Origin of the sequence: Actinocorallia aurantiaca, assembly GCF_039533685.1 — a bacterium.
Lineage (GTDB): Bacteria > Actinomycetota > Actinomycetes > Streptosporangiales > Streptosporangiaceae > Actinocorallia > Actinocorallia aurantiaca.
Map to the genome: position 1 here is coordinate 161,267 of NZ_BAAATZ010000009.1, position 14,669 is coordinate 175,935.

At 72.0% G+C, this 14,669-nt stretch carries 12 protein-coding genes; 5 read left to right on the forward strand and 7 right to left on the reverse strand.

Annotated elements, in window-relative coordinates; genetic code table 11:
* Positions 1-11 precede the first annotated feature (11 nt).
* From ABD327_RS13545 to ABD327_RS13570, 6 genes are all read right to left on the reverse strand, one after another.
* Positions 12-788, reverse strand: a complete 777-nt coding sequence (locus ABD327_RS13545; protein ID WP_344450694.1) for a class I SAM-dependent methyltransferase — start codon at positions 786-788, stop codon at positions 12-14.
* Positions 789-891: 103 nt separating this feature from the next.
* Positions 892-1,707, reverse strand: coding sequence for a hypothetical protein (locus tag ABD327_RS13550; RefSeq protein ID WP_344450695.1), 816 nt, complete (start codon positions 1,705-1,707; stop codon positions 892-894).
* A gap of 79 nt (positions 1,708-1,786) precedes the next feature.
* Positions 1,787-2,863 carry a hypothetical protein gene (locus ABD327_RS13555; protein ID WP_344450696.1) on the reverse strand — a complete coding sequence of 359 codons (1,077 nt, stop codon included), beginning with the start codon at positions 2,861-2,863 and terminating at the stop codon, positions 1,787-1,789.
* 2 nt (positions 2,864-2,865) lie between these two features.
* Positions 2,866-3,408, reverse strand: a complete 543-nt coding sequence (locus ABD327_RS13560) for a SigE family RNA polymerase sigma factor (protein WP_344450697.1) — start codon at positions 3,406-3,408, stop codon at positions 2,866-2,868.
* Between the two features lie 103 nt (positions 3,409-3,511).
* A complete protein-coding gene (locus ABD327_RS13565; RefSeq protein WP_344450698.1) occupies positions 3,512-4,330 on the reverse strand; it encodes an SWIM zinc finger family protein in 819 nt (272 codons plus the stop codon).
* A complete protein-coding gene (locus tag ABD327_RS13570) occupies positions 4,327-7,371 on the reverse strand; it encodes a DEAD/DEAH box helicase (protein ID WP_344450699.1) in 3,045 nt (1,014 codons plus the stop codon). Before ABD327_RS13570 ends, ABD327_RS13565 begins: the two co-directional genes overlap by 4 nt.
* Before the next feature lie 90 nt (positions 7,372-7,461).
* On the opposite strand from ABD327_RS13570, the gene ABD327_RS13575 reads away from it, so the two are divergent.
* The 5 genes from ABD327_RS13575 to ABD327_RS13595 all read left to right on the forward strand — a co-directional run bounded on the left by ABD327_RS13575 (position 7,462) and on the right by ABD327_RS13595 (position 13,328).
* A complete protein-coding gene (locus ABD327_RS13575; protein WP_344450700.1) occupies positions 7,462-8,229 on the forward strand; it encodes an SDR family NAD(P)-dependent oxidoreductase in 768 nt (255 codons plus the stop codon).
* A 184-nt stretch (positions 8,230-8,413) separates the two neighbouring features.
* Positions 8,414-9,346, forward strand: a complete 933-nt coding sequence (locus ABD327_RS13580; protein WP_344450701.1) for an acyl-ACP desaturase — start codon at positions 8,414-8,416, stop codon at positions 9,344-9,346.
* Positions 9,347-9,444: 98 nt separating this feature from the next.
* Positions 9,445-11,385 carry a serine/threonine-protein kinase gene (locus tag ABD327_RS13585; protein ID WP_344450702.1) on the forward strand — a complete coding sequence of 647 codons (1,941 nt, stop codon included), beginning with the start codon at positions 9,445-9,447 and terminating at the stop codon, positions 11,383-11,385.
* A gap of 202 nt (positions 11,386-11,587) precedes the next feature.
* Entirely contained in the window at positions 11,588-12,367 is a 780-nt protein-coding gene (locus ABD327_RS13590; protein ID WP_344450703.1) for an electron transfer flavoprotein subunit beta/FixA family protein, read from the forward strand.
* 13 nt (positions 12,368-12,380) lie between these two features.
* Positions 12,381-13,328: an electron transfer flavoprotein subunit alpha/FixB family protein gene (locus ABD327_RS13595; protein ID WP_344450704.1), complete on the forward strand. Its 948-nt coding sequence runs from the start codon at positions 12,381-12,383 to the stop codon at positions 13,326-13,328.
* Positions 13,329-13,406: 78 nt separating this feature from the next.
* On the opposite strand, the gene ABD327_RS13600 is transcribed toward ABD327_RS13595, so the two are convergent.
* Positions 13,407-14,603: an MFS transporter gene (locus tag ABD327_RS13600; protein ID WP_344450705.1), complete on the reverse strand. Its 1,197-nt coding sequence runs from the start codon at positions 14,601-14,603 to the stop codon at positions 13,407-13,409.
* Positions 14,604-14,669 lie beyond the last annotated feature (66 nt).

Genomic DNA, 14,669 nt, shown 5'->3' on the forward strand with positions numbered 1-14,669 from the left:
TCCAGGGCGTGCTATCTCCTGACGGCGAGCACCGCCAGGTCGCGGCACGCGTCGAATTCCGACGTGCGCTCCGGTCGTATCGCCAGCGGCCCGACGACTCCGTGGACCCCGTGGAATCCGTAGCCGCTGACGACGTCCAGCCCCCGTCGCTCCAAATCGGCGACCAGACCCGGATAGCCATAGAAATGGACGGGCAAAAGCCCGGTTCGGTTCACTCGACAGGCGGCGTCGAATTCCTCGGGGCCGACATCCCGCTCGGAGAACCCTCCGCGGCCGTTCTCCTTGATCGCGTAGCGGTCCTCGCCGTCCGGCGCCAGCGTCGTGGTCAGCAGCAGGTGGCCGCCGGGCCGCAGCAGACGGGCCAGCTCGTTCAGGACGGCCAAGGCCGCGTCGGCCGTCACGTGCTGGATGACGTGGCTGCACAGCACCGCGTCGTACGTCCGGTCCGCCTCACTCGACACCTCCGAGCGGATCTCGACGCGGCTTCCGTGGGGACTGGCCGCCACGGCCTCCCGTTGCCCGGCCGCCCGGTCCGCGTCGGGTTCCACCGAGACGACCCGGTCGAACCCGCCGGCGAACCGCAGGGTCAGCCGACCGAGACCGGATCCGAAGTCCAGCAGCCGCGCGGGCGGGTCCAGCCGTCTCCACGGCTCGCTGAGCAGGTCCAGGACCTGTGACTCCTGCCGCGCCCACTCGGCCTCCTCCAGTTCGCTCCGGAGGATGAACGTGGCCGTGAGCCGGTCGCCGGGGTCCGGATACCGGTATTCCTGGAACTGGCTCGCACTCATCTCGCCATCGTAGGCACAGAGCGATCGGCCGGACCCGGGGAGAGATCATTTTGGCTCTCCGGGGTAAGGCGGGAAGCACGCGGCGGTCCCCGCGGCCGGGGCTTCAGCCTTCGATGTTCACCTTGAGGCAGTCCAGGTCGGTCTCCGGCGAGGAGAGGCGCACCCGGGGGCGGAGTCTGGTGATGCCCTGGCAGGCCTTGCGGATCTTGCGGTCGAGGGTGCGCTCCTCGCGGCGCAGGCAGTCCTCGAAGGTCAGGCGCAGCGGGTCTCCGACCTCCTGCGGGTACACGAGGCGGGGAGCGCAGACCGTGCCGTCCGAACGGAGGCGGTGGAAGATCTCGTCGCGCAGGCCGGTGAGGCTGCGCTGCTCCGTCCAGGTCTCCGGAAGGTCGGCGTAGGCGCCGACGATGCCGTCCTGGCCCTCGAAGACCAGGGCGGTGGGACCGTACGGCTTGAAACTGCCGCCCGCGCCCGCGTGCACGCCCTCGCGGGGGAACAGCTGCACCAGGAAGCGGGAACCCTCGGGCACGGCCGCGCGGTAGCGCGCGACCGTGCCCCTGTTCGCACGACGGGCGGAGTCCGGGGCGTTGTCCCTGCGGCCGAGGTCGATCCGCAGCCGCCGCCCGGGGACCAGGCCGGCGCCCTTGAGCGTCTCCTCCACCCGCGCGCTCATCACCACGGACCCCGTCCGGGGCGTCAGCCGGAACCCCCGGACCGTCCCCAGCAGCAAAATCCGCGACTGCCCCGCCGCGAGCAGCGCCCGATCCGGCTGGAAGTTTTCGAACTCCGCGAACCGCCCGTTGGCCAGCGCGTCACGGAAGACCGACACGTCCACCCCCTCCGGCCCCGGATCGCCGCCCTTCTCGGAGGGCAGCTCGGACGCGCTGCTCACACCGCACGCGCTCAACGCGAGAACCATCAGCAGAGCGAAGAACCTGCGCAGCATTCAACGGCCTTTTGTCCAGGGTGGGAGATCCGGACAACCTAGCAGCCGAAGGCTACGAGAGGGTGGGAGAAGGCGTCGGCGTGGCGGCCGGGTCCTCCGGCGAGGTGGGAGAGGGCGTCGGCGCGCTGGGCGAGACCTTCGGAGGGGCGGTGGGGTCCGCGTTCTCCGGTGAGGGCGTACGGATGCGGAAGCAGCGCTTCATCTCGTGGTCGAACCCGCGGAGATCTTTCTGCGTCGTCTTCTGAGGGTTCTCCACGACGACGAGAGCACAGGTGTATTCAATGCGCTCGCTGAGTTCCAGCAACGCGTCGAAGGTCTTCACCTTCTGCCAGATACCGGGCTGAAGTCCCCTTCCCTTGGTATAGGGGCCTCCGACCACGGTGCCGTCAGCGTCCTCCAGGACGGCGCTCCGAGTTTGACGGACCTGCCTTGGGCCGATGGGAGAGAAGCCCGCGCCCGGCGACCATTCGTAGAGAATGACCCGGGTACCTGCTGGAACCGCCTGGTTGAGCTCGGCGATCGGGTAGGAGGCGGGATCGGCGAAACCCACCGTGAAGCCCGCGGCCTCCCCCTTGCGGAGACCCAGTTCCTCGAGTCCGGCCGAGCCGTTGACCAGGGAATCGGGACGGACCTTCATGAGGATGCTGCGTTCTTTCCCGCTGAAGGCGGATTCGGTCCCCAGCTCGAAGCCCTCGATCGTTCCGACGAGTCCTTGCAGGCGCAGGTCGGTGACGGAGACGAACTTGTTCCCGGCCGTCTGCACCCATCGCTTGGAATCTCTTGAGTCGGGAGAGTCGACGACCTCCACGTTTCCGATTCCAGTCGTGAGCATGAACGGGACCTCCCTCTTCTTCAGCAGCGACAGGTCGACGTCGGGGCGGGCCGCCGGGGTAGTGGGGGACGCGACGGCCGCCAGCTGCTCTTGGGGTCCGTCGGAGGAGCCCAAGGACGGGACGACGGCGATGCCGACGGCGACGAGGGCGGCGGCGGCCACCGCGCCCGCGGCCTGACGGCGGCGGCGGACACGGCGGCCGCGCTCCTGGGCGGAGGCCGCGAGATCGCCGGTCGGGGGAAGGTCGGAACTGTTGTCCTCAAGCATGGCCCGCAGGTCCTTTTCGGTGAAGGGCATGGTCAGACCCCCTGGTTCTGGAACTCGGCCGGAGACGGGAAGTGGTCGCGGAGCGTCGGGTCGACGCGGAGCTTGGCCAGCGCCCGGCTGATCTGGCTGCGGACCGTGACCGGTGAGCAGCCGAGGATCCGGGCGATCGCGGCATGTTCCAGGTCGCAGAAATACCGGAGCACGATCGCGGCGCGCTCGCGCCGGCCGAGCCCGCCGAGGGCCTTCCACAGCACGTCCCTGTCCTCTACCCCTCGGCCTTCGGGAAGCGGGAGCTCGGGCAGGTCGCCGGTGGGGACCTCGCCCCGCCAGCGCCGCCGCCACCAGGAGTGGTGGGTGTTGACCAGGATCCGGTACACGTACGGGTCCGGGTCGTCGCCCACCCTCGGCCAGGCCAGCCACGCCTTGGTCAGCGCGGTCTGCACCAGGTCCTCGGCGGTGCCCCAGTCGCGGCACAGCAGGAACGCGGTGCGCAGCAGTCTCGGTGACCGCTCCGCCGCGTACGTCCCGAACTCCGGGCGGTCGGACCCGACCACCGGATCAGGCGGCTTCGCCATCGGCTGGTCTCCCTCGTTCCGAGCCCGGCTCCGGGGGATGCGGCCGGGCTCTGCGGACGACTACCCGCCGGGCCCTCCGGGACGTTGCGCGCGAATCGGGAATTCACTCGGGAGAGTCGTCGCCGTCCCTTCGCGCCAGGGCCTCGTAGGCGGGTTCCAGCACGTCCGTCAGGGAGCGGCGCCTGATCTTGACGGCGGGCGGGTCGAGCAGCCGGAGCAGCAGGCCGGGCGGGGCGGGCGGGTGCGCGGAGCGGTCCTTCAGCGCGGCGAGCCCGGACGGCGGAGCCCAGAACCCCTCGGCGCGCAGCGGGGTCTCCACGACCGGGGGCAGCCCGCTCTCGACGGGGCGGCGGCGCAGCGCGGTGAGCAGCTGCTCGCGGGTCCGCCCGTTCCAGGCCAGGGCGAGGAAGGGGTCGTCGTCGAACGCGCGGGCCAGGAAGTGCAGCGCGGCGGCGGCGTGGACGCACGGGTCGACCCAGTCCGAGCAGCCGCACATCTGGTGCAGCTCCTCGGCGGCCTCGGGGAACAGCCCGACCCCGCAGTCGCCGAAGACCCGCTCCAGATCCTGCGGGATCTCCCCGGCCAGCAGGCGGGCCCGGAACACCGCGCGGCGGGCCAGCTCGCCCTCGATCTCGTCCCAGCCCTCGATCGCGGTGAGCCCGAGCGTCACCTCGTGCGGCTCGTCGGCGCCCTCGCCGACGAACGCCGTCACCTCGTACGGGCGGACGTCCAGGCGCAGCACCCTGCCTTGCTCGGCGTAGGCGCGGCCCCGGCGCAGCCGCTCGGGGTCGAGGAAGGACTCCAGCGCGCCGATGAAGCGGCGCGCCCACCAGCCCACGGGCTCCCGAAGCAGGGGGGAGGAGGGCCCGCCCCGAACCCGGATCGGCTTGGCCGTCTCGAAATAGCCGTCGTGGTCCGTCATGAGCTCACCGCGTCCGGGGCCAGTCGCAGCACGTCGCGCAGCTCGGCGACGGACAGGCCGGTCAGCCACTCCTCGCCGGTCCCGACGATCGACTCCGCGAGGGCCTTCTTGCGTTCGATCATCTCGTCGACCCGCTCCTCCATGGTGCCGACGCAGACGAACTTGCGGACCTGCACGTCGCGGGTCTGCCCGATGCGGAACGCCCGGTCGGTGGCCTGGTCCTCGACGGCGGGGTTCCACCAGCGGTCGAAGTGCACGACGTGGTTGGCGGCGGTCAGCGTCAGGCCGGTGCCCGCGGCCTTCAGCGACAGCAGGAACACCGACGGGGCGTCCTCGCCCTGGAACCGCGCGACCAGCTCGTCGCGCTGCTCCTTGGTGGTGCCGCCGTGCAGCCACAGGACGGGACGGTCGAGCCGGGCCTCCAGGTACGGCTGGAGCATCGAGCCGAACTCCGCGTACTGGGTGAACACCAGGACCTTCTCGCCGCTCTCGAGGATCTCGGCGCACAACCGTTCCAGCTCCTCCAGCTTGCCCGACCGGCCCTGCAGCCGGGAGCCGTCCTTCAGCAGCAGCGCCGGATGGTCGCAGACCTGCTTCAGCTTCGCCATCGTCGCCAGGACGAGCCCGCGCCGCTGCTTGGCGTCCGCCTCGGCGATCTGCTCGAGCATGTCCTCGACCGTCGCCTGGTACAGGGAGGCCTGCTCCACGGTGAGGTTGCAGTAGACCTTCATCTCCTGCTTCTCGGGCAGGTCCGTGATGATGCTCCGGTCGGTCTTCAGCCGGCGCAGGACGAACGGCTGGGTCGCGCGCTTGAGCGCGGCCGCGGCCCGCTCGTCGCCCTCGGCCTCGATCGGCACGGCGAACCGCTCGCGGAAGGCCTGCCTGGGCCCCAGCAGCCCCGGATTGGCGAACTCCATGATCGACCAGAGCTCGGTGAGGTGGTTCTCCACCGGGGTGCCCGTCATCGCGATCCGGCTCCGCGCGGGGATGGAGCGCACCGCCTTCGCCTGCCGCGTGGCGCTGTTCTTCAACGCCTGCGCCTCGTCGCACACCACCCGCGCCCAGGACACCTTCGCCAGCTGCTCCGCGTCGCGCGTGGCCGTTCCGTAGGTGGTGAGCACGAGGTCCGCGCCGTTCGCGGCCCGGACGAGTTCCGCGTCCCTGCGGCGCTTGGCCCCGTGGTGGACGTACAGGCGCAGCTTCGGCGCGAACCTCGCCGCCTCCCGCTGCCAGTTCCCCACCAGCGACATCGGCACCACCGCCAGCGTCGGCCCGCCCCCACCACGCGTGCCGTCAGAGGCGCCGGCTCCCGCCTGGACGAGGTGGGCCAGCACGGTCAGGGTCTTGCCCAGGCCCATGTCGTCGGCGAGCAGGGCGCCCAGGCCGAGGCCCTCCATGAAGCCCAGCCAGGCCAGGCCGCGCTCCTGGTAGGGGCGCAGGGTCGCCTCGATGCCGGCGGGGGTGGGGACGGGGGCGATGCGCCGGTCGGCCTCGCCCGACAGGAGGTCGCCCAGCGCGCCGTGCGCCTCCACCGCGACCAGCGGCAGCGTTCTCTCGCCCGCGTGGATGACGGCCCGGACGGCCTGGCCCGCGGTCATCGTCCCGGAGCCGCCCTGGCGCAGGAACTCCAGGGCGGTCTCCAGCTGCTCCTCGTCGAGCTCCACCCACTGGCCGCGCAGCCGCACCAGCGGGGCCTTCAGCCGGGCCAGTTCCGCGAGGTCGTCCTCCTCGAGGGTCTCCTCGCCGACGGCCAGCTCCCAGCGGAAGTCCACCAGGTCGCCCAGGCCGAACCCCGAGCCCGTCGCGGCGCCCTGCTCCTCGCCCTCCTGCTCGTCGGTCCGGAGTTTCAGGCCGAGCCTGGAGCGCCCGGCCCAGGTGGGCAGCAGCACCCCGAAGTCCGCGGCGGCCAGCAGCGGCGCGGCGGTCCGCAGGAAGCGGAACGCGCCCGCGGTGTCGAGGACGAGCTCGGCGGGGGTGGCGACGTCCAGGGCCCGGCTCAGTTCGGGGAAGAGCCTCAGCGCGCGGCCGAGCCCGGTCAGGAGGGTCTCCTCCGCGCCCTCCAGCAGGGTGTCGCCGCTCCAGATCTGCGCGGCCGGGACCAGCAGGCTCGGGTCGTCGGTGCCCTGGAGCAGGAACTCCACCCGCCAGGGCTGCTCGGAGAGCGGTACCTGAGGCGGCTCCGGGCTCTCCGGGGAGCCTGCCTCGCCGGGCTCCGGTTCGGGGGCCTTCGGCTCGACCAGCCGGAAGGTCAGCTTCAGCGGCCCGTGGGCGGGCCGGGCCGCCCGGTGCCAGGCGTCGAGTTCGGCGCGCAGTTCGGCGGGGTCGTCGCCGGGCTCGCGGACGACCAGGGGGCTCGGGCCGGTGAGCGCCTCCAGCCAGCGCTCGGCCAGCGGGACGCGTTCGGGCGTCTTCCCGGTGCGCGGCGGCAGCAGCGGGTGCGGCACCGTGCCGCGCACCGCGGTGTCGGCCAGCCCGTCCAGGGCCTCGGCGAGCACCTCGGCCGCGGGCCGCCCCGGGGCGACGGCCCGGCAGGCGGGCGGCATCGCCTCGGCGAGGCGGGCGAACCGGGTGGGGTCGAGCACCGGGCGCCAGCAGGCCAGCAGGTCGCCGTCCTCCTCGCGCAGCGCGGGCAGCACCCGCCCGGCGGCGGCCAGCGCGGCGGCGTCGGCGGCGACCACGCCGAGGAATCTCAGGTCCGTGCCCGGCACCACGTCGGCCCGCTCCTCGGCCGTCCGCAGCAGCTCCATCGCCTGGAACGGCTCCAGCACCAGCGCGGGGACCTTCCACGGCGAGAGCACCGGCACGCCGTCGAACGGTTCGGGCCCCAGCTCGCCGGAGGGCAGCGGGCGCTCCCCGGTGCCGGGCAGCAGCAGCTCCAGGACGACCCGGGCGGCGCCGCGCAGCAGCGGCTCGTACGACGTGCCGGTGAAGTCGCGGGTGGCGAACGGGTGGCCGCCGGGTTTGGCCGCCGATCGCGGCCCGTCGTGTTCGGCCCACAGGCACAGCGCGCCTCCGTGCCAGGTGGCGTGCGCGACGAGCATGCGAGATTCCGCTTTCCCAGGACCGGATCGGGCCTTCGAAGCTACCAGCAGCCCCCGACACTCCCCGGCCGTCTCCTAAGGTGCAGGGCCATGTGGCGTAACGCAGTGGTGACAGGAGCCTCCAGCGGGATCGGCGAGAGCTTCGCGCGCTCCCTGGCGGAGGAGGGGACGGACCTCGTGCTGGTGGCCCGGCGCGGGGACCTGCTGGAACGGCTCGCCGGAGAGCTGTCGGACCGGTTCGGGGTGCGCGCGGAGGCGCTGGCCGCAGACCTGACCGAACCGGCCGATCTGGAGCGGGTGGCCGAACGGGCCTCCGTCGTGGACCTGCTGGTGAACAACGCCGGTTACGGGGCCTTCGGCGCCTTCCACGAGATTCCGCTGGCCGACCAGTCCAAGGAGGTGGGCCTCAACGTGACGGCGCTGATGCGGCTGACGCACGCGGCGGCGCCGTCCATGGTGGAGCGGGGGAGGGGCGGGATCCTGAACGTCGCGTCCGTCGCCGCCTACGCGCCCTCGCCGGGAAGCTCCGTCTACGGGGCCACCAAGGCGTTCGTCCTCTCCTTCACCGAGAGCCTGCACGCCGAGCTGAAGCCCGCCGGCGTGCACGTGACGGCGCTGTGCCCCGGGTTCACCCGCACGGAGGACGACCAGCCGACCGGCCTGATGTGGATGAGACGTGACGCCGTCGCGCGGGCCGGCCTGGACGCCGTCCGGAGAGGTCGCGCCATGTGCGTCCCCGGCACGCAGTACAAGGCGCTGCTGCCCGCGATGAAGCTGGCTCCCCGGGGGGTGCTGCGCACCGTCTCGAGCGCGGTCTGGAGCCGGGCGGTCCAGACGCATGCGCGTCCGGATGCATAGAAAAAGCTCCGCTTCTTGTGAGCTCTCCCCAAACCATGCTCGGATCACTTGTAGCACTTGCGCATATCCAGGCTTGTCTCCGGCCCCTACCATGGGGAGCGGCGTCGCATGGACACCCCGTGGTGTCCCTCTCATGAAGTGCTCTGTGAACACGCCGATCCCGTGAATCCGGAAAGGTCTTGGTATGCCGGAAGCTATTGACATTCAGGTGCTCCACGAACTCGACCACGTGGCCGAGAGGGAACTCAACCGCCATCTGTCGATAGCCAAGGAGTGGTTCCCGCACGAGTACGTGCCGTGGGGCCAGGGCCGAGACTTCGCCTTCCTGGGCGGTGAGGACTGGGTCCCCGAGGACTCCAAGGTCTCGCCGGAGTCCCGCGAGGCGCTGCTGGTCAACCTCCTGACCGAGGACAACCTGCCCGGCTACCACGCCGCCATCGCCCGCATCATGGGCCACGAGGGCGCCTGGGGCCAGTGGGTGCACCGCTGGACCGCCGAGGAGAACCGGCACGGCATCGTCATCCGCGACTTCCTGACCGTCACCCGGGCCATCGACCCGGTGCTGCTGGAGCGGGCCCGGATGCAGCACATGGAGATCGGCTACGCGCCGGACCACGACGACAAGGTCCTGCACGGCCTGGCCTACGTCTCCTTCCAGGAGCTGGCCACCCGGGTGTCGCACCGCAACACCGGCAAGGCGTCCGGCGACGAGCTGTGCGAGCAGATGATGCAGCGCGTGGCCGCCGACGAGAACCTGCACATGATCTTCTACCGGAACCTCCTCGGCGCGGCCTTCGAGGCCTTCCCGAACGAGGCCATGAAGGCGATCACCGAGGTGGTCAAGGGCTTCCAGATGCCCGGCTACACGATCGACGGCTTCCTGCGCAAGTCCGTGGCCATCGCCAACGCCGGCATCTACGACCTGCGCCTGCACCACGACGACGTGCTGATGCCGGTGCTGCGCAAGTGGGGCGTCTTCGAGCTGGAGGGTCTCAGCGACGAGGGCGAGAAGGCCCGCATCGAGCTGTCGGAGTTCCTGGCGAACCTGGACGCCGCCGCGACCAAGTTCGAGGAGCGCCGAGAGGCCCGACGCGCCCGGATCGCCGCCCGCGCCTGAGGCCGGTAGAGAGTCTCATTCCCGGCAAATCAGGATAATTTCCTCCAGAACGAAACCAACGACCCCGGTTCCCGCGTCTCAATGACGGGACCGGGGTCGTGGTCTTGCCACGTCCCCCACGAGGTTCGGGGGTAGGGTTGGCGGCGACGAAATATCAGGATTGGGGTAGCGCCACGTCCGGGGAGAGCATCGGTCCGTACCGACTCGCCGAGGTACTAGGCGAGGGCGGCATGGGCGTCGTGCGCCGCGGCATCGACCCGGCGGGCCGGTCGGTGGCGGTCAAACTGCTGCGCGGCGGCACCGGCGACGCCACCGCCCTGCGCAGGCTGGCCCGCGAGGTCGACACCATGCGCCGGGTGCGCAGCCCCTTCGTCGCCCAGATCGTCGACGCCGACGTCACCGCGGACCCGCCCTACATCGTCACCCAGTACGTGCCGGGGTCCACCCTGGAGCAGATGGTGACCGAGGAGGGCCCGCTGGGCGGCGACGCCCTCAAGCGGCTCGCCGAGGGGCTGGCCGAGGCGCTCGCGGCGATCCACGCGGCCGGCATCGTGCACCGCGACCTCAAGCCCGGCAACGTCATGTTCGCCGGGAACGGCGACCCCGTCCTCATCGACTTCGGCATCGCCCAGTCGGTGGACGCCACCAGGCTCACCTCGGCCGGCATGGTCATCGGCACCCCCGGCTACCTGTCGCCCGAGATCCTCAACGGCGACGACTACCGCGCTCCCGCCGACGTCCACGCCTGGGCGGGCACGATCATCTACGCGGCCACCGGACGGCCCCCGTTCGGCGGCGGCACCTTCGAGCAGATCTTCTCCAAGATCCTCCAGGGCCAGCCGGACCTGGCCGGGGTGCCCGCGCCGCTGCTGCCCGTGCTGCGCTCGGCGATGGCGCAGCACCCGGCGGAGCGGCCCACCGCCAGGGACCTGGCCCACCTGTGCGGGCGGATCGACCTCGAGATGACGGTGATCGACCACGGCACGCTCGCCGACGGGCCCTCGCCGCACCGGTCCTTCCAGCCCGCCCCGCCCCGCGACGTGCAGCAGATGCCGAGGGTGCAGGGGGGCTCCGGCCAGGCGCCGCGGCCGATGCAGCAGCCGAGCGACTTCATGGGGATGCTCCCCCCGGTGGCCCCTCCGCCGGACCCGTACCAGGACCTCTACCCGCCGAGGCGGGGCACCGGCACCCACCCGCACGCGACGGTGAACGACCCGCCGCCCTACGCCGACCGGCACTCGCCCTACGGGCCGTCCCAAGGCGGCGGCCTGTACGCGGGCCCGCCCGCGGACGCCCCGACGGCGCACGACGACCGGCGGGTGGCGTCCGGACGCCTGCCCTGGTCCCAGCCGCACCCGCAGCAGGACCTCCAGCGCGGGCCCCAGGCCGCACCGGGAACCCCGGAGAGCACACGTTCCGACCGGCAGGCGGAGGCGCGCAAGCCCTACGGCCTGTACAAGGTGCTCAGCCTCCTGCTGCTGGCCGCCGCCCTCGGGCTCACCTGGGCCACCCCCGTCACCGGGCTGGGCGTCGTGCTGGTCACGGTGCTCGTGCTGCGTGCTGGGGACAAGGCGGCCAAGGGCCTGGAGTCCCGCCGGGTCAGGCGGGGCGAGCGGACGAGCGACTTCGTGGGGACGCTGCTGCGCTCTCCGCTGCAGTTGCCGGGCGCGCTGATGACCACGGCGATGGTCGTCCCGATCGCGCTGGGCGCGGGCCTGGTGCTGGCGCTGGTCCTGGTGGGCGGCGGACGTCCGGCGGCCGAGTCGCTGACCTTCGGAGCGCTGCTGGCGGTCCTCCTCCAGCTCTTCGGTCCGGGAGGCACCGCGCCCCGGCGGCAGGCGGCCCGGATCTGGGGCGCCCTGCTGCCGCGTCAGGAGGCGGCGATGATCGCGGTACTGTGCGTGGGTTCGGGTGTGGCGGTCCTGCTGCTCCTCCTCCTCGACCAGAACCCCGATCTCGGGGCGCTGGACGGGTTCGCGGAATGGCTGGACGACGCACGGAGCACGGTCAGGGGATGGATCAGCCGTTTCGGCGGGTGATCCGCCTCACCCGGGGTATCCAAACAGCCTGCCTGCGAGCACCCGCGGTTCAATACCGTGCTACCGGCGAGTAACATTCGGGTACGGCTTGACCCGGCCCCGGATCGGAACCCCGTTCGGGTGTTTGGCAGGCTGTAAGCCAGCATCAGCCTGAGACCAGCATCAGCCTGAGAGATGAATGCAGGGAGGTCGGCCAGCGGCCATGAACATCGTCGTATGCGTGAAGCAGGTTCCCGACACGGAGAGCCCGCGTAAGTTGAAGTCCGATGACCACACCCTCGACCGCGCTGCTGCGGACGGCGTCATCAACGAGCTCTGCGAGTACGCCATCGAGGAGGCGCTGCTCATCAAGGAGGCGCACGGCGGTGAGGTGACCGTCCTGACCATGGGTCCGGACAAGGCCACCGAGTCGATCCGCAAGGCTCTGGCGATGGGCGCGGACAAGGCCGTCCACCTGGTCGACGACGCGCTCGTCGGCTCGGACGCGCTGCAGACCTCCTACGCGCTGCAGCAGCTCATCACCCGCGCCGGCGCCGACCTGGTGATCCTCGGCTCGGAGTCCACCGACGCCCGCACCGGCGTGATGGCCGCGATGCTGGCCGAGCGCCTCGGCTGGCCGCAGGTCACCATGGTCAACAAGGTGGAGATCGACGGCACCGCGATCACCGCGCAGCGCCAGACCGACACCGGTTTCAACAAGGTCGAGGCCTCGCTGCCGGCGGTCGTCTCGGTGGTCGAGAAGATCAACGAGCCGCGCTACCCGTCCTTCAAGGGCATCATGGCGGCCAAGAAGAAGCCGGTCGAGTCCCTGTCCGTCGCGGACGCCGGGATCGAGGCCGACAAGGTCGGCGTCGCCAACGCCTACTCGGCCGTGGTCGACCACGCCGACGCCCCGGCCCGCGCCAAGGGCCAGATCGTCACCGACGAGGGTGACGGCGGCGTGAAGATCGCCGACTTCCTCGCCAGCAAGAAGTTCGTGTAAGGGGGATAGGGACATGGCAGAGATTCTCGTCCTCATCGACCACGCCGAAGGCGAGGTCAAGAAGGTATCGTTCGAGCTGCTGACCCTGGCGCGCAGCCTGGGTGAGGCTTCCGCCGTCTGGGTCGGCCCGGGCTACGAGGCCGCCGCCGACAAGATCGCCGAGTACGGCCCGGCCAAGGTGTACGTCGCGGCCGACGCCGAGCTCACCCAGTACGTGGCGGCTCCCACGGTCGAGCTGCTCCAGCAGCTCGCCGGCAACGGCGCCGCCGCCGTCCTGGTCGCCGCCACCGGCGAGGGCAAGGAGATCGCGGGCCGCCTGGCGGTGCGCCTGGACTCCGGTGTGCTGACCGACGTCGTGGGCGTGACCCCCGACCTGGTCGCCGAGCACTCCGTCTTCGGCGGCTCGATCATCTCGCACGCCAAGGTCGTCAAGGGCACCCCGGTCATCGCGGTCCGCCCGAACGCGATCGCGCTGGAGGCCGCTCCCGGCGCTCCGGCCGTCGAGCAGGTGTCCGTGGCGCTGTCCGACGCCGCCAAGGGCGCGAAGATCACCGACCGCGTGGTGCAGGAGAAGGGCGAGCGCCCCGACCTCACCGAGGCCTCGGTCGTCGTCTCCGGCGGCCGCGGTGTCGGCGGCGCGGAGAACTTCAAGGTCATCGAGGGCCTGGCCGACACCCTCGGCGCGGCCGTCGGCGCCTCCCGCGCCGCGACCGACGCCGGCTGGTACCCGCACCAGTTCCAGGTCGGGCAGACCGGTAAGACGGTCTCCCCGCAGCTGTACGTCGCGGCGGGCATCTCCGGCGCGATCCAGCACCGGGCCGGCATGCAGACCTCGAAGACCATCGTGGCCATCAACAAGGACCCCGAGGCTCCGATCTTCGAGCTCGTCGACTTCGGCGTCGTGGGCGATCTGTTCCAGATCGTCCCGCAGCTGACCGAGGAGATCACCAAGCGCAAGTAGTCCTTGCCGCTTCCTCCGAACGCCCCCGAGCGCACCGCTCGGGGGCGTTCCCCGTCTCCGGGCCCCGAGGGCCTGGGGTCAGGCGGCGAGGGGTTCGTGCTCGGCGCGGCGCTCCGGGAGCGGGGCCGCAGCGAGGTCGGCGGACCGGCGGAGCGGGAGGAAGCGGGCGGAGACCGCGATGACGGCGGACAGGGCGACCACCAGCCACAGGCCGGCCCGGATCGAGGAGGCCTCGGCGACGGCGCTGACGACGACGGGGCCCAGCAGCAGGCCGCCGTAACCCATCGCGCCGACCTGGGCCACGGCGGCGGAGGAGCGGCCGGGAGCGGCCGTGCCGGCCAGCGAGAGCATCGTCGGGACGATCGTGCAGACCGCCAGGCCGGTGAGGAAGAAGCCGGCCAGCGCCACCGGGAGGCCGGGCGCCAGCAGCACCACCGCCATGCCGGCGGCGGTGCCCGCGCCCGACGCGGCGAGCAGCACGCGGGTGCCCAGCAGGACGCGCAGCCGGTCGCCGAAGATCCGGCCGCAGAGCATCGCCGCCTCGAACAACGGGTAGCCCAGCGCGGCGAGGGCCTCGCTCGCGCCCAGGTCGTCGTGCAGGAACAGGCCGCTCCAGTCGGCGATCGCGCCCTCGGTCATGAACGCCAGGAACGTCAGGGCCCCCAGCAGGTAGACGAGCAGCGGCAGGCGCCTCCTGCGGCCCTCGGAAGCCTCCGGAAGGGCCTGGGGGTCGGGCAGGTAGGCGCGGCCCAGCATCAGCGTCAGGGGAAGCGACACGAGGGCCGCGGCGAGCACCGACGACGTGAACGACCAGCCGAGCGCGGCGGTGCCCGAGCCCAGCAGGCCGCCGCTCATCGCGCCCACGCACCAGCCCGCGTGCATCCCGCTCATCAGCGGACGGCCGTGGGCCCGCTCGACCACCGACGCCTGGGCGTTCATCGCCACGTCCGTCACGCCGAAGGCCATGCCGAACAAGGCGACGCCCGCCAGCAGGAGCGGATGGGAGGGGGCGAAGGCGACCAGCGCGAGCGAGACCGCCGTCAGCGGGGCGGCGACCCGCAGGGACGCGCGGCTCCCGACCCGGGCGATGACCCCGCGCAGGCCCTGCATGGTGAGGACCGCCGCGATGCCCCACACCAGCAGGACGACGCCGACGCCGCCCGCGTCCAGGGCGAACCGTTCCTTCAGGGCGGGCATGCGCACCACCCACACGCCGGACATCAGGCCGGCGACGGCGAAGGTCAGGAACGTGCCCAGGCGGGCGCGGGACAGCATGGTGGATCTCCTTGCACGAAGGGGGATGGGCGCGCGGGAACGGGCGCGTCCGCGGGTGTCGGTGGT